This window comes from Streptomyces sp. NPDC088725 (genome assembly GCF_044751305.1).
GTDB lineage: Bacteria > Actinomycetota > Actinomycetes > Streptomycetales > Streptomycetaceae > Streptomyces.
This window is the reverse complement of record NZ_JBIVLO010000008.1, coordinates 13,149-27,333: the sequence shown is the minus strand read 5'-3', so window position 1 is coordinate 27,333 and position 14,185 is coordinate 13,149. Positions and strand designations below refer to the sequence as shown.

14 protein-coding genes are annotated in these 14,185 nt (G+C 72.4%); 5 read left to right on the top strand and 9 right to left on the bottom strand.

From position 1 onward, the window contains the following. The first annotated feature begins 158 nt into the window (after positions 1 to 158). Positions 159 to 587: a VOC family protein gene (locus ACIP6N_RS20805; RefSeq protein WP_401817445.1), complete on the top strand. Its 429-nt coding sequence runs from the start codon at positions 159 to 161 to the stop codon at positions 585 to 587. A 19-nt stretch (positions 588 to 606) separates the two neighbouring features. On the opposite strand, the gene ACIP6N_RS20800 is transcribed toward ACIP6N_RS20805, so the two are convergent. The 6 genes from ACIP6N_RS20800 to ACIP6N_RS20775 all read right to left on the bottom strand — a co-directional run bounded on the left by ACIP6N_RS20800 (position 607) and on the right by ACIP6N_RS20775 (position 5,619). Next, complete coding sequence (locus ACIP6N_RS20800) at positions 607 to 999, bottom strand: PPOX class F420-dependent oxidoreductase (protein ID WP_401817443.1); 393 nt, start codon at positions 997 to 999, stop codon at positions 607 to 609. Between the two features lie 9 nt (positions 1,000 to 1,008). After that, a complete protein-coding gene (gene cseC / locus ACIP6N_RS20795) occupies positions 1,009 to 2,391 on the bottom strand; it encodes a two-component system sensor histidine kinase CseC (RefSeq protein WP_401817441.1) in 1,383 nt (460 codons plus the stop codon). Positions 2,392 to 2,404: 13 nt separating this feature from the next. Then, complete coding sequence (gene cseB, locus ACIP6N_RS20790; protein ID WP_401817440.1) at positions 2,405 to 3,124, bottom strand: two-component system response regulator CseB; 720 nt, start codon at positions 3,122 to 3,124, stop codon at positions 2,405 to 2,407. A gap of 17 nt (positions 3,125 to 3,141) precedes the next feature. Continuing rightward, the gene (locus tag ACIP6N_RS20785; protein WP_401817438.1) at positions 3,142 to 3,765 is read right to left on the bottom strand and encodes a hypothetical protein; all 624 of its coding nucleotides are present in this window, start codon (positions 3,763 to 3,765) and stop codon (positions 3,142 to 3,144) included. A gap of 134 nt (positions 3,766 to 3,899) precedes the next feature. Beyond that, on the bottom strand, positions 3,900 to 4,520 hold the full coding sequence (locus ACIP6N_RS20780) for a SigE family RNA polymerase sigma factor (protein WP_401817437.1): 621 nt from the start codon (positions 4,518 to 4,520) through the stop codon (positions 3,900 to 3,902). A 139-nt stretch (positions 4,521 to 4,659) separates the two neighbouring features. Then, positions 4,660 to 5,619 carry an A/G-specific adenine glycosylase gene (locus tag ACIP6N_RS20775; RefSeq protein ID WP_401817866.1) on the bottom strand — a complete coding sequence of 320 codons (960 nt, stop codon included), beginning with the start codon at positions 5,617 to 5,619 and terminating at the stop codon, positions 4,660 to 4,662. A 321-nt stretch (positions 5,620 to 5,940) separates the two neighbouring features. Between ACIP6N_RS20775 and ACIP6N_RS20770 the strand changes: the two genes are divergently transcribed. Next, positions 5,941 to 6,786: a hypothetical protein gene (locus tag ACIP6N_RS20770; protein WP_401817864.1), complete on the top strand. Its 846-nt coding sequence runs from the start codon at positions 5,941 to 5,943 to the stop codon at positions 6,784 to 6,786. 120 nt (positions 6,787 to 6,906) lie between these two features. Here the strand turns inward: ACIP6N_RS20770 and disA are convergent, their stop codons facing one another. After that, positions 6,907 to 8,031 carry a DNA integrity scanning diadenylate cyclase DisA gene (gene disA, locus ACIP6N_RS20765; RefSeq protein WP_401817436.1) on the bottom strand — a complete coding sequence of 375 codons (1,125 nt, stop codon included), beginning with the start codon at positions 8,029 to 8,031 and terminating at the stop codon, positions 6,907 to 6,909. A 44-nt stretch (positions 8,032 to 8,075) separates the two neighbouring features. After that, on the bottom strand, positions 8,076 to 9,485 hold the full coding sequence (gene radA / locus ACIP6N_RS20760) for a DNA repair protein RadA (protein ID WP_401817434.1): 1,410 nt from the start codon (positions 9,483 to 9,485) through the stop codon (positions 8,076 to 8,078). A 111-nt stretch (positions 9,486 to 9,596) separates the two neighbouring features. Here radA and ACIP6N_RS20755 point away from each other — a divergent pair, with 111 nt between their 5' ends. Both ACIP6N_RS20755 and ACIP6N_RS20750 read left to right on the top strand, forming a co-directional pair. Then, positions 9,597 to 10,145 (top strand): GNAT family N-acetyltransferase, encoded by a 549-nt coding sequence (locus tag ACIP6N_RS20755; protein WP_401817433.1) that lies wholly within the window; start codon positions 9,597 to 9,599, stop codon positions 10,143 to 10,145. Between the two features lie 109 nt (positions 10,146 to 10,254). Next, the gene (locus ACIP6N_RS20750) at positions 10,255 to 12,156 is read left to right on the top strand and encodes a hypothetical protein (protein WP_401817431.1); all 1,902 of its coding nucleotides are present in this window, start codon (positions 10,255 to 10,257) and stop codon (positions 12,154 to 12,156) included. Positions 12,157 to 12,252: 96 nt separating this feature from the next. Here ACIP6N_RS20750 and ACIP6N_RS20745 read toward each other — a convergent pair whose 3' ends face one another. Further along, a complete protein-coding gene (locus ACIP6N_RS20745; RefSeq protein ID WP_401817430.1) occupies positions 12,253 to 13,107 on the bottom strand; it encodes a hypothetical protein in 855 nt (284 codons plus the stop codon). 52 nt (positions 13,108 to 13,159) lie between these two features. On the opposite strand from ACIP6N_RS20745, the gene ACIP6N_RS20740 reads away from it, so the two are divergent. Then, a complete protein-coding gene (locus ACIP6N_RS20740; RefSeq protein WP_401817428.1) occupies positions 13,160 to 14,092 on the top strand; it encodes a Ppx/GppA family phosphatase in 933 nt (310 codons plus the stop codon). Positions 14,093 to 14,185: the final 93 nt, after the last annotated feature.

The following is a 14,185-nucleotide window of genomic DNA, read 5'->3' as shown; positions in this document are numbered from 1 at the left end:
CGTACGGTGATGAGGGCGCCGCGCTCAAGGCGGACACCGCGCTCGGGGAAGAGCCGGCGCCTGGGAAAGAGCCCATGCACGGGGGAGAGTCCACGCTCGGGGGAGAGTTCACGCTCGGGGGAGAGTCCACGCTCGGGAGAGACCGCGAGGAGCACTCCATGATCACGGGACTTGCCATCTCCACCGTCTGGGTCCTTGACCAGGACCGGGCCAAGGCCTTCTACACCGAGAAGCTGGGCCTTGAGGTCCGGGCGGACATGACCCTGGGCGAGGCGGGGATGCGCTGGGTGACGGTCGGCGCCGCGAGCCAGCCCGATGTGATGCTGACCCTCATGGTGCCCGGCGCCCCCACGATGGACGAGGAATCCGCCGCGGCCGTCAGGATGCTCCTCGCCAAGGGAGTCGTCGGCGCCGGAGCCCTGACCACCGACGACATCCACCGGGACTACGAGACGTTCACGGCGCGCGGGGTCGAGTTCATCCAGGCGCCCGTGGAGCACCCGTACGGCACGGAATCGATTCTGCGGGACGACTCGGGCAACTGGTTCTCCTTCACCCAGGTGAGCGGCGGCGGGCGGGCCTCCTGACCCGCGCGCCGCGCGGGCCTCAGCCCATGCCGCTGATGCTGTCCGGCTCGATGACGAAGAGCACGCGCACCTGCTCCCGGCCGCCGTACCAGGGATACGGCGTCCCCAGGTACCGCTGGGCGAGCTTCTCGATGTGGTCGACCGCGCCCTCGGTGGTGACCTCGACGACCCGTCCGCGCACCTGGAAGTAGCGCGAGGGATTGGCCGGGGACGAGACGGTGAGCGCGACACGCGGGTCCCGCCCGATGTTCCGGGTCTTCACATGGCTCTGCACGCTGTTGATCAGAACGTGCTCGCCGTCGGTGTCGACCCACGTCTGCGTGAGCTGGGGCGAACCGTCGGGCATGGACGTGGCGAGGTAGCAGGTGCTCGGCTCGCGCAGCAGGGTCAGCAGGTCTTCGGTGAGTTTCACGGGCGCAGCTTAGGGCCTGCTCGCTCGGTCGCCCCCGGACGCGCCTCCGAACTGCCTCTGCTGCTCGGGGAACTGCGGCATCGGGAAGCTGCCCGTGGTCGTCGGGGCGTGTTCCGGGAGCCACAGGACCGCGACCGCGCCGCCCGAGCCGCTTCCCGGTTCGCCCGCGCCGGCCCCCGTGCCTCCGTCGGGCCGCGCGTTGCGGAACGTCAGCCGCGCGCCGAGGACGCGCGCCTGGCCCGCCGCGATGGTCAGGCCGAGGCCGTGACCGTGGCCCGCGCGGTCGCTCGCACCCGTACGGAAGCGGCTCGGGCCCTCGCGCAGCAGCACCTCGGGGAAGCCGGGGCCATGGTCGCGCACCCGTACCACCCGGCCCTCGACGGTGACCTCGACCGGCGTCCCGCCGTGCTTGGCGGCGTTGGTGAGCAGGTTGCCCAGTATGCGTTCGAGCCGCCGCGGGTCGGTGCTCACCCAGGACTCCTCCACCACCTGGATCGACGCGTACGGATACAGCGCCCGCACCCGCCGCTCCACGAACTCGCCGAGCGCGACCTCCTGGAGCTCCGCGCGCTCCGACGCGCTGTCGAGACGCGCCACTTCGAGTACGTCCTCGACCAGGGTCCGCATGGCCTGCGCCCGGTCCCGTACCAGCTCGGTGGGGCGGCCGGGCGGCAACAGCTCGGCCGCCGTGAGCAGGCCGGTCACCGGGGTGCGCAGCTCGTGTGCGATGTCCGCGGTGACCCGGCGCTCCGCCTCGATCCGTTCGTTCAGCGCGTCCGTCAAGGCGTCGACGGCACGCGCCAGCTCGTCCGTCTCGTCGCGTACGACCCCGCCGACCGCGTCGCCGACCCGTACGTCCGTGTTGCCCTGCGCGACCCGTCCCGCGGCGGCTGCCGCCTTGCGCAGCCGGCGCGACAGCTGACCGCCGATCAGCACGCCCAGCGCGCAGCAGCCGAAGACCACCGAGACCGAGCCGATGAGCAGCGCCCGGTCCAGGTCCCTCATGATCATGGTGGAGCGGTCGGCGAATTTGCTGTGCAGGGAGAGCACCGTGCCGTTGCCCAGCGGGACGGCCGCCCACACATCGGGTACGTCGTCGTCCGACGCCTGGACGAACGTGGCCCGCCTGCCCTGCCCCGTCCTGGCGCTCAGCTCCGGCGGCAGCCCGGGGTCGTCGACCTTCGTGCCGAACTTGAGCTGCTTGGTGGTGTCGTACATCCGCTCCGCCAACAGCAGCCGCTCCAGCTGCACTTCGCGCGCGTTGTCGAGCATCGAGACCTGGGCCGCGTTGTGTACGACGAGACTCAGCGCGACGGCGACGAGTGCGCTGACCGCCGCGATCGCGATACTGATCTTCCATCTGACCCCGGTACGCAGGGCGAGCCGTTTCACCGTATGAGCCGCTTCATGCCTTGAGTTTGTAACCGAAGCCGCGGACGGTCTCGATCCGGTCCTGACCGATCTTGGTGCGCAGCCGCTGGACGTGGACGTCCACCACCCGGGTGTCGCCGCCCCAGCCGTAGTCCCAGACCCGTTCGAGCAGCTTGTCGCGGGAGAGCACCGTGCCCGGCGCGGACGAGAACTCCAGCAGCAGCCGCATCTCGGTCGGCGTCAGCGGCACGTGCGCGCCGTTCCTGCGGGCTTCCATGCCCTCCGTGTCGACCTCCAGATCACCGAAACGCAGCACCGCGCTGTCCTCGTCGGCGTCTTCCTGCCCGGCCTGCTCCCCGGCGCGCCCGCCCGGGTGGCCGCCCGCGTGGCCGAAGCGGCGCAGTACGGCCCTGATCCTGGCGACGAGCACCGCGCCGTCGAAGGGCTTGGTCACGTAGTCGTCGGCGCCGGCCTCCAGACCGAGCACCACATCGATCGAGTCGGCGCGCGCCGACAGCATGATCACGGGCACGGTCGACTCGTCGCGGATACGCCGGCACAGGCTCACCCCGTCGAGTCCGGGCACCATCACATCCAGCAGCGCGATGTCCGGGCGGTCGGCCCGGAACGCCGCCAGGCCGGACAGTCCGTCCGGCATGGCGGTAACCGCGAAGCCGTCGCGCTCCAGCGCGAGTTGGGTGGCTTCGCGAATGACGTCGTCGTCCTCGACGAACAGGACATGGGTCTCGGCCATCCGGCGGCTCTCAGCTCTCAGTTCTCGGGCGTCGCTCGCGGCTCGGCCGGCCGCGTCTCCTGCAGGTCCTCCCGGCCGACCACATGGCCGTAGTCGCTGTAGTCGTTGCGCACCCGGTAGCGCTCGGTGAATTTGCTGTCGGCCCAGATGTACGTCACGACGTCCTCGCCGGACGGGTACGACACCGGATCGCCCTTCGCGTACACCGGCTGGGTGACGACCAGTTTGCCCCGGTCGATGGTGGCGTAGGCGGCGGGCTGCTCGTCGGCGAAGACGTTCTCGTACTTCTCGGACCGCTCGCGGTACACATACGTGCCGACCCCTACCGCGTCGCCGCAGGTCATCACGTTGACGACGATGTCGGCGGAGGTGGACCCGGTCAGATCACCGTATGAGGTGTCCACCGGGTACGCGTCCTTGTCGCACGGTTTCAGATCGGCCTTGATCTGCGGGCTCACCTTCGGGTCACGCCTCAGCAGCTCCACCGCGTCGACCATCCGGACGGGCAGCACCGAGGACTCCGTGGGCTTGGGCACTGCGCGCTCCACCGGTGCGGGCATCGCCGCGCCCTCGTCCCGCGCGCCCGTACCGCCCGCCGCGCAGCCGGCCGCGAGCAGCCCGAAGGCGGCGAGCCCGGCCATGGCCGTACCGCTCGCCGCGAAGGACCGGCCGTTGGACCGGCCGAACGACCGGCCGCCCGGTCGGCTGCCGGGCCGGAGCGGAGTGCGTCCGGACGCCGTGCTCCATCTGAAGCCTCTGAAACTCACCCCATGCGCTAGGCAGCGCACCTCGTCCGCCCCCGTTCCTCACGACCGTCGTGACCGGCACCGGTACGGCCCAGCGCGTGCGCGTCCAGGTCGCGCTTCTCCAGCTCCTCGCGGAGCCGGGCCAGCGCCCTGTGCAGCGTGCTCTTGACCGTTCCGGCCGACATTCCGAGCGCGGCGGCCGTCTCTTCCGTACTCATCTGCTCCCAGTGTCTCAGCACCACCACACTGCGCTGTTTGGGAGCCAGCACGGAGAGGATGTCCATCAACAGGGCGCGGTCGGCGTGCTGCTCCGTACCGTCCTCGACGCTCGCCTCGGGCAGCTGCTCGCTGGGAACCTCTTCGAGCTTGCGCGCCCGCCACCACTCCGTACGGGTGTTGATCATGACGCGGCGCAGGTAGGCGTCGGCGAGTGACTTGTCGGCTATGCCCTCCCAGCGGCGGTACGTACGGGCCAGCGCGGTCTGGAGCAGATCCTGCGCGTCGACGTAATCGGGCACGAGCCGGCGGGCGCTGCGCAGCAGGGCGTCCTGCCGGGTCCGTACGTACTCCTCGAACCCGAGTGATTCGCCGTGCGACCCAGCGCCGTGCGTCCCGCCGCGCGCCCCGCCCTGCATCTCCACGTACGCCATGCCAACCGCCTCCGACCCCGTGACCAACCCTGCCGTTGCCCTGCGACAGCGAAATTACGGAGGAGTTGTCACGGCCCTGTCGGGGTCAGCCGTCGATGGGCGCACAGCTGGCCATCGGTTGTGTAACAGGCCCTGGTTCTCAGGCCATTGGCAGCCGGTACATACCGTTTTCCATCGGTTCGACCAGCCCGTCGGCGACGAGCCCGTCCAGCGCGCGGTTGCGCTGCACCGGCTCGTCCCACACCGCGTCCAGAACCTGCTGCGGTACGGGCTCGACCGCCTCGCGCAACACGGCGAGCAGTTTGCCGCGCACCTGGCGGTCGGTGCCCGCGTACGTCTGGCCGCGCCGCGCGGGGCCGTCGTGCGCCGGCTTGCCCGCCAGCCGCCAGACACACCGGGTGGCGATCGGGCAGCGCTCGCACGCCTCGTTCTTCGCCGTGCAGACCAGCGCGCCCAGCTCCATGGAGGCGGCGGCCCAGCGCGCGGCGGTCGCCTCCTCGGCGGGCAGCAGCGAGCGCGCCAGCTTGCGTTCGGCCGCGGTCGTCGCGTTGGGCGGGTACTGGACTCCGGCGACGGCACGTGCGAAGACCCGGCGCACATTGGTGTCGAGCACGGCGTGCCGCTGTCCGTACGCGAACGACGCGACGGCGGCGGCCGTGTACTCGCCGATACCGGGCAGCGCGAGCAGCTGGGCGTGCTCGCGGGGTACGTCACCGCCGTACCGTTCCGTTATCGCCTGCGCGGCCCCGTGCAGGCGCAGCGCGCGGCGCGGGTAGCCGAGCCTGCCCCAGGCGCGGACCGCCTCGCCGGACGGCTCGGCCGCCAGGTCGGCGGGGCGCGGCCAGCGGGCGAGCCACTGCTCGTACACCGGGAGCACCCGGTTCACCGGGGTCTGCTGGAGCATGAACTCGCTCACCATCACGCCCCAGGCGCCCGCCTCGGGGCGGCGCCAGGGCAGATCGCGGGCGTGCGTGTCGAACCACGCGATGAGGGGCGTGTGCAGGGCGGTCGGGCCGTCGGGCGTCGAAGGGGCGGCGGAGGCCGGCGTGGTCGCATGCGTGGTCGGAGACGCTGCCGGGGGTGTGGCCGGCGGCGTCATGGGCGTCGTGGAAGCAGCGGAAGTAGCAGTCATGGCACCACCGATCCTGGCATGTCCGGGCCGCAGGACGGTGCAGGCGGCCGGTCGCCGCAGGTCGCCGGTCGTCGGGGGAGGTCTTCGGGGGCCTGTCCGGAGGTGGCACCGGAGGGGGATCGGCAGCCGATCCCGAAGTGCACGGAGCGCTTTCAGGTCGCGACATTCCGTGAACGCCGGGGTGTGGGTGGTGGTCCCAGGATGATGATCCGCAAAACTCGCGGCGATCTGGGGCATGTGGGGCGGGAGTTGGGGCACGATCTCTCGTAGAGTTTGCGCGTGGGATCTATGCGCAATCCGGTCGGGCCGCTCCCCTCCTCCATCTATTGGCGACGGAGGTCGGTCGCTGCGGCGCTGATCGTGCTGCTCGCTTTGCTCGTCGTATGGCTCGTGGGCTTCGGCGGGGGCGGCGGCAAGAAGCACGACGACTCGCGTGGCGCGGGTCCCGCGCCCTCCATCACGCCGGGTCCTTCGGAATCGGGCCCCGCCATCAGTGAACAGCCGGGCGGCCGCGACGAGTCGGGCGGCACGGACGGCGGCGACGGCGGCAAGAACGGCGACCCCGAGCCCACCGGCGGCGCGGGTTCCGGCGGCGGTACGGGCGGCGGCGACGGTGATACCGGCGCGACGGGCGGCGACAGCGGGTCGACCGGTGGCGGCGCGGCGACAGGCGGCGGTGCGAGCACGGGCCGTGAGGTGCCGGTGAGTTCGTCCCTGCCGACCTGCGACCCGAAGTCCCTCACGCTGCGGCTGGACACCCAGAACAGGAAGAGCGCGTGGGCACCGGGCGAGAAGCCCGTGCTCCTGCTGGTCGCGAAGAACACCTCGGACACCACCTGCAAGGCGGACTTCGGGCCCAAGGCCATGGTGGTGTCGATCCTCGACATCAGCGCCGACGAGGTCTGGTCCACGAAGGACTGCCCGAAGGCCGACCGTCAGCTGTTCGAGGTCCCGGCGGGCGGCACGGTCACCCGGGCCCTCACCTGGGACCGCAAGCAGACCGAGCCGAAGTGCGCCGAGCCGCCGAAGGGCGAAGTCCCCACCGGGGCCACGTATCTGGCGGGGCTCAAGACCTCGGTGGCCACGGTGAAGTCGGACGAGCGCGAGAAGTCCATCACCCTGAACAAGGACTGATTCGCCGGGAGCCGGGAGCCGGGAGCCCGGTGGTGCATCAGGTGGAGCATCAGGTACGCCCCGACGGACCGGGCGTACCTGAACGGACCGTCCTGCAGAGGCCGTCCCGCTGAAGCGGTGCTACACGTACCGTTCGAGGATCGACGATTCCGCCAGCCGCGACAGCCCCTCGCGCACGCTGCGCGCCCGCGCCTCGCCGACGCCGTCCACCGCCTGGAGGTCGTCGACACTCGCCGCGAGCAGCTTCTGCAGTCCGCCGAAGTGCTCGACCAGCCGCTCGATGATCGTGCCGGGCAGGCGCGGCACCTTGGCCAGCAGCCGGTAACCACGCGGCGAGACCGCGGAGTCGAGCGTTTCGGGCGAACCGCTGTACCCCAGCGCCCTTGCCACGACGGGCAGTTCGAGCAGCTCCGCATGGCTCGGCGCGTGCAGCTCGGCCAGCGCCTCCTCGACGGTACGGGCGCGCTTCGCGGTCGGCTCCGGTACATAGTCCTGCACGACCAGTTCGCGTTCCGGCTCGACGCCCGCGATCAACTCGTCCAGCTGGAGCGAGAGAAGCCGCCCGTCGGTGCCCAGCTCCACGACGTACTCGGCGATCTCCGTGGCGATCCTGCGCACCATCTCCAGCCGCTGCGCGACGGCCGTCACGTCCCGGACCGTCACCAGGTCCTCGATCTCCAGGGCGGAGAGCGTGCCCGCGACCTCGTCCAGCCGGAGCTTGTACCGCTCCAGCGTGGCGAGCGCCTGATTCGCCCGGGAGAGGATCGCCGCCGACTCCTCCAGGACCCGGCGCTCGCCGTTCACGTACAGCGCGATCAGGCGCATCGACTGCGACACGGACACGACCGGGAAGCCGCACTGCTTGGAGACCCGGTCCGCGGTCCTGTGCCGGGTGCCTGTCTCCTCGGTGGGGATGGACGACTCCGGGACCAGCTGCACGCCGGCCCGCAGGATCTTCGTGATGTCCTTGTCGAGGATGAGCGCGCCGTCCAGCTTGCACAGCTCGCGCAGGCGCGTCGCGGTGAACTCGACGTCCAGCACGAAGCCGCCGGTGCACATCGACTCGACTGTCTTGTCCATGCCGAGGACGATCAGACCGCCGGTGTTGCCGCGCAGGATCCGCTCGAGGCCGTCGCGCAGCGCCATCCCGGGCGCCACGGCGCTCAGGGAGGCGCGCATCAGCGCTTCATTGCCGAAGCCCGTGCCGGACTTTCCGGGTGATGATGCCCGGTCGTTGGCTGCCACTGCACTCCTCCGGCTCGTACGGATGGGCGAGACCAGGGCAAAGTCTACCGGCGTGCGTCGGCCTCCCGTGGGGCCTCCGTACGACGTCGGCGCGGCAGTGCCCTCAGCGCCTCGCCCACGTCGGCGACTTCCGTCACCTTCATACCCGCCGGGATCTTCCCGGGATCGCGCGGTACGAGGGCGTGGGTGAAGCCCAGACGGTGTGCCTCCGAGAGCCTGCGCTGTACGCCCGTGACCCGCCTGACCTCGCCCGCGAGGCCGACTTCACCTATCGCGACGAGGTTCTTCGGCAGCGGGGTGTCGCCGGCCGCGGAGGCCAGCGCGAGCGCCACCGCGAGGTCGGCGGCGGGCTCGGAGAGCTTCACACCGCCCACCGTCGCGCAGTAGATGTCGCGCCTGCCGAGCGCGGCGATCCGGCCGCGCTGCTCCAGCACGGCCAGCATCATCGAGACCCGGGAGGTCTCAAGGCCCGAGGTGGTGCGCCGGGGTGACGGGATCTGCGTGTCGACGGTCAGCGCCTGCACCTCGGCGACCAGCGGCCTGCGGCCTTCGAGGGTGACGGTCAGACAGGTGCCGGGGACGGGCTCGTCGCGCCGGGTGAGGAAGAGGCCCGAGGGGTCGGTGAGGCCGGTGATGCCTTCGTCGTGCAGCTCGAAACAGCCGACCTCGTCGGTCGCGCCGTAGCGGTTCTTGATGCCGCGCACGAGCCGCAGCCGGGCGTGCCGGTCGCCCTCGAAGGACAGCACGACGTCCACGAGGTGTTCGAGCAGGCGGGGCCCGGCGATCGCGCCGTCCTTCGTGACGTGGCCCACCAGGATCGTGGACATCCCGCGCTCCTTGGAGGCCCGGATGAGCGCGCCCGCGACCTCGCGGACCTGCGCCATACCGCCGGGCGCGCCGTCGATCTCGGGGGAGGCCACGGTCTGCACGGAGTCCACGACGAGCAGGGACGGCTTGACGGCGTCGAGATGGCCGAGCACCGCGGAGAGGTCGGTCTCCGCGGCGAGATAGAGGTAGTCGTCCAGCGCCTTGATGCGGTCGGCGCGCAGCCGCACCTGGCTGGCGGACTCCTCGCCCGTCACATACAGCGTCCGGTGCTCGTCACTCGCCGCCTTCGCCGCCACGTCCAGCAGCAGCGTGGACTTGCCGACCCCGGGCTCGCCCGCGAGCAGCACGACGGCACCCGGCACCAGCCCGCCACCGAGCACCCGGTCCAGCTCCGCCACGCCGGTCGAGCGCGCGGTGGCCGTACGCCCGTCGACCTGCCCGATGGGCAGCGCGGCCGTGGTGACCCGGCCGGCCGCGGTCGTCCGCACAGCGGGCGCGCCGTACTCCTCGACGGTGCCCCACGCCTGACACTCGGGGCAACGGCCGAGCCACTTCGCGGTCGTCCAACCGCACTCGGTGCAGCGGTAGGACGGCCTGTCCTTGGCGGATTTCGTACGGGCAGCCATGGCGTCACCGTATAGGGACCCACTGACAGCGCCGACCACGGCCGCCGGCGTCCCGCCCTGTTGCGTGCCGGGGACGGGGCCGTCGAGTGGCGGAACCGTACGGTGGCGCGCGTGCGTCCGGTGGGTGTGACGACTTCCCGGCTGATGCTGCGCACGGCGGACCTCGACGACCTGGACCCGATCACCGACCTGCATACGCAGGCCCGTACCGCCTATTACCGGGCCGGTGGATGGTCGGAGGCGGCGGACCTGACCTCTCCCGAAGCGCGCGCTCGTCGGAGGGAGATGTGGAGGCCGGCCATCCAGGACGGGACCCGGTCGGTGCTGTGCGCCGTGCGGGAAGGCGGGTTGGTGGGTGTCCTGGCCATGGGGCCTCCGCTGGACGCCGACGTGGACGCCGTGACGACCGGCCAGCTCCACCAGATCCACGTCCGCCCCGGGTGCTGGGGGCAGGGGATCGGCAGCCGGCTGCACGCGGCGTTCGAGCGATTCCTTCGCGAGGGGGCCCTGACAGCCGGCGTGCTCGAAGCATGGGACCGCAACAGCCGGGCACAGGCCTTCTACTCCCGGTACGGATGGCGGCCGGACGGGCACCGCAGGCCCGGGCCGGGTGGCGCGGACTACGTCCGTATGCGGCTCGACCTCGGCCCGTCGGCCTGACGCGGCACGCCGGGGCGGCTGTCCCCTTTTGAGGGATACGTTCACCCGTAAGGATTAAATGTGTGCAAGGGGTACGAAGGGCTCGTGCCGCTCTGACTACCGTCGCCGAGTGACAAGCCGCAGTCCCGAGACCTCCCCGCACGCCACCGGCGCACGCCGTGCGTCCCGTCGCGCGCCCGGTGCCGGTGCGCAGCGCCCGCCCGCGCGCTACGAGCCGTTTCTCGACGGCCTGTTCACCTACTGCCTCTCCGTGCTGTGCGACCACGACGCGGCGACCGAGGTACTGGGTGACGTCCTCGCCATCTCCGAGCGCCAGTACGGGCGTTGCCCCTCCGGCGCCGGGGAGCGCAAGGCCTGGCTGTACGCGCTCGCCCGCTGGGCGTGCCGGCGCAGGCTCACCGAGCGGCGGCGGGACGGTCAGGGGGCGCACGCGAGCCGGCGCGAACCGGAGCGGGCGGGAGCGGAGGCGCGGGCTGCCGCCGTCGCACCGGAGACCACGGAGCGCCGCCACCGCGAACTCGCCCTGCTCGCCTGGCCGGAGGCCGCAGGCACCACCCCCGAGCAGCGCGAGATCCTGGAGCTGGCCGTACGGCATCAGCTCGGCCCGCACGACGTCGCCGCCGTCCTGTCCCTGCAACTCGCCGCGGCACGCGAGCTGCTGGCCTCCGCCGCCTGCGAGGTGGAGCGCACCCGCGCCGCGCTCGCCGTGGTCGACACCGGCAGCTGTCCGTCCGTGGCCCGGCTCACCGGTGACCATCAGGTGCTGCTCTCCGCCACGCTCCGCCGCGAGCTGGTCCGGCACGTCGACGACTGCCCGCGCTGCCGCCGTGCCGCCGAGAGCGTCGAGGCGGCCGGACCCTGGCCGGGCGCGCCCGCCGCCTCGGGGACCGCCTCAGAAAACGCCGCAGCCCCGGGAAACGCGGACCGCGCCGTCCCGGCCGCGCGCAGGCCGGGCCTCGTCCTGCCGCTCGTGGAGGCGCCGAGGGAGGCCGCGTACACCGCCATGACCCGCGTCCCGCGCGCCCGCGCGTCGGCTCCGCGCTTCGGGCCCGGCGGCTTCCCGCTGGACCCCAAGGACCGCGCGGCCCGCCGCGAGCGGCTGCGGGCGCGCGCCGTGACCACCACTGTCGTGGCCACCGTCGTCGCCGCGCCCGTGCTCGCGCTGTGGGCCGCGTACCGCGGTGCCCCCGCGCCCGGCGATGTCCACGGCGGCTCCTCGATCAGTGCCGGAGAGGACAACGGCGACCCCGGCGCGCACGGCACCCCGTACGACAGCGCCGACCGCTACGAGAACGCGGGCTCCGCCCAGAGCCGGCCCGGCTCCCACCCCAGCCCGCGCGGCCGCGGCGCCTCCGGCCTCTCCGTCTCGGTCGAGACCCTCACCGACCACACGTCCCCACCGCCGTCCGGCCCGGGCAGCCGCGCACCCGGCCGGATCGCGGTCGTCGCACGGACCTCGGGCGGTACGACGTCGATCACGCTCACCGCGTCCGGCGACGCGCCCGTCTCCTGGTCCGCGAGCACTGGCGCCGGCTGGCTGCGCCTGAGCCGTACGTCCGGCACGCTCGCGCCCGGCGAGTCGTTCACGATCCGCGTCCTGGTGGACGAGCGCGCGGAACCGGCCGGCCCCTGGAGCGCGCGGATCGCGCTGCGTCCCGCCGGAACGGTGGTCAGGATCGACGGCTCCGGGCGGCGATCGCTGCCCTCGCACCACCCGGGCACGTCCCACCCGCCCGGAAAGCCGGGCCGTCCGGGTCATACGGGCCGCCCTGGTCGTCCCGTCCACCACCCGGGCAACCCGGGGCACCCCGGCCGCCCAGGCCCCGGCAGACCCACGGGCCCCGGCCCGTGGAACCCCGGTCAGGGACCGGGCGACCCGGATCCCGGCCCGCCGGATCCCGGCACACCGCCCTCAGGTCCCGCGGACCCGGGACCGGCGGACCCGAACCCGTCGGACCCGCCGCCCGCCGACCCGCCGCCCGAGCAGGAGCCGCCGCCCGCCTCGGCCTGACCCAGCAAAGAGCGCACCGACCACGTCGGACCCGCCGCCCGAGCCGAACCCGCCGCCCGCCTCGGCTCAACTGCGCGAGGGACCCGAGGGGCCCGATCAACCGCGCGAGGGACCCGAAGGATCCGCCGGATGCGGCGCCACCATCGGCAGCTCGCTCGCCACCCGCTGCTCGCAGAGCTCCGACAGCCGCTCGTACCCCTGCGCGCCCATCAGCTCGGTCAGCTCGGGCCGGTACGTCTTGTACACCGGCTCGCCCGCGCCGTGCGCCGACGTCGCCGACGTGCACCACCAGTGCAGGTCGTGGCCGCCGGGACCCCACCCGCGCCGGTCGTACTCACCGATCGACACCCGCAGCACGCGGGTGTCGTCGGGCCGGTCGATCCAGTCGTACGTACGCCGCACCGGCAGCTGCCAGCACACGTCCGGCTTCGTCTCCAGCGGCTCGCGCCCCTCGCTCAGCGCGAGGATGTGCAGCGAGCAGCCCGCGCCACCCGCGAACCCGGGACGGTTCTGGAAGATGCAGGAACCCTCCCAGCGCCGCGTCTGCCGGTCGCCGTCGTCATCGGTCTGGGTCCAGCCCGTCGACGTCCCCTCGCCGTGGAACTGCCACATCTCCGGAGTGAGGCGCGCCACATGGCCCGCGACCCGCTTCTCGTCCTCCTTGTCGGAGAAATGCGCTCCCAGCGTGCAGCACCCGTCGTCCGCGCGGCCCGCCTCGATGCCCTGGCAGCCGCTGCCGAAGATGCAGGTCCACCGTGAGGTGAGCCACGTCAGATCGCAGCGGAAAACCTGGTCTTCGTCGGCGGGGTCGGGGAATTCGACCCAGGCACGGGCGAAGTCGAGCCCCTTCTCGTCCTGCGGATTACGGGCCGCGGGGCGGTCCTCCCGCCGCTGGTCCTGGATGTTCGGGCGCTTGGCTTTGCCCGGCTTCGCCTTTTTCGTCTTTGGCACAGCCCCAGCGTATGCGTGTGAGCGCGGTCGTGACCGCAGTAGCGTTCCGCCCATGAGACTCGGAGTCCTCGACGTCGGTTCGAACACGGTTCATCTGCTGGCCGTGGACGCCCATCGCGGCGCCCGCCCGCTGCCCGCGCATTCGCACAAGGCGGAGCTGCGCCTCGCCGAACTGCTCGACGAGCACGGCGCGATCGGCGCCGAAGGCATAGACCGACTGGTGGCGACCATCGCCGACGCACTCCAGGCGGCCGAGGACAAGGGCTGTGAGGACGTCCTCGCCTTCGCGACCTCCGCCGTACGGGAAGCCACCAACGCCGATCTGGTGCTCACCCGGGTCAGGGCGGAGACCGGCGTGGATCTCCAGGTGCTCACCGGCGCGGACGAGGCGAGGCTCACGTTCCTCGCCGCGCGCCGCTGGTTCGGCTGGTCGGCCGGGAAACTGCTGCTCCTCGACATCGGCGGCGGTTCGCTGGAGATCGCGTACGGCATGGACGAGGAGCCCGACGCGGCCGTGTCCCTGCCCCTCGGCGCGGGCCGGCTCACGGCCGGCCGGCTGCCCGGTGATCCGCCGGACCCGGCCGACGTACGGGCCCTGCGCCGCCATGTGCGGGCCGAGATCGCCCGTACGGTCGGCGAGTTCGCGCGGTTCGGCAGCCCGGACCACGTGGTGGCGACGTCCAAGACCTTCAAACAGCTGGCGCGGCTCGGCGGGGCGGCCCGCTCAGCGGAAGGGCTCTACATACAGCGTGAGCTGAGCCGGTCGTCACTGGAGGAGTGGGTGCCGCGGCTGGCCGGGATGACCCGCGAACAGCGCGCCGGCCTGCCCGGGGTCTCCGAGGGCAGGGCCTCCCAGCTGCTGGCGGGAGCGCTGGTCGCGGAGGGCGCGATGGATCTCTTCGGGGTCGAGACGCTGGACATCTGCCCCTGGGCACTGCGCGAGGGCGTCATCCTCCGCAGGCTGGACCACCTCCCGCCGGTCTGAGGCACGCCGCGCGGATCCCGGCCGTCCGGTGCGCCGGGCCGGGGTCCGGTGGGGTGTTCCGCGCGTACGGCGTGGCGGCCCGCGTGTACGGAC

What these genes read in the sequence shown, in the direction of transcription:
- ACIP6N_RS20805 (WP_401817445.1), top strand. Translation starts at nt 159, where the DNA reads ATGATCACGGGACTTGCCATCTCCACCGTCTGGGTCCTTGACCAGGAC.
- ACIP6N_RS20770 (WP_401817864.1), top strand. Translation starts at nt 5,941, where the DNA reads ATGCGCAATCCGGTCGGGCCGCTCCCCTCCTCCATCTATTGGCGACGG.
- radA (WP_401817434.1), bottom strand. Translation starts at nt 9,485, where the DNA reads ATGGCTGCCCGTACGAAATCCGCCAAGGACAGGCCGTCCTACCGCTGC.
- ACIP6N_RS20785 (WP_401817438.1), bottom strand. Translation starts at nt 3,765, where the DNA reads ATGGCCGGGCTCGCCGCCTTCGGGCTGCTCGCGGCCGGCTGCGCGGCG.
- ACIP6N_RS20780 (WP_401817437.1), bottom strand. Translation starts at nt 4,520, where the DNA reads ATGGCGTACGTGGAGATGCAGGGCGGGGCGCGCGGCGGGACGCACGGC.
- ACIP6N_RS20775 (WP_401817866.1), bottom strand. Translation starts at nt 5,619, where the DNA reads ATGACGCCGCCGGCCACACCCCCGGCAGCGTCTCCGACCACGCATGCG.
- cseB (WP_401817440.1), bottom strand. Translation starts at nt 3,124, where the DNA reads ATGGCCGAGACCCATGTCCTGTTCGTCGAGGACGACGACGTCATTCGC.
- ACIP6N_RS20740 (WP_401817428.1), top strand. Translation starts at nt 13,160, where the DNA reads ATGAGACTCGGAGTCCTCGACGTCGGTTCGAACACGGTTCATCTGCTG.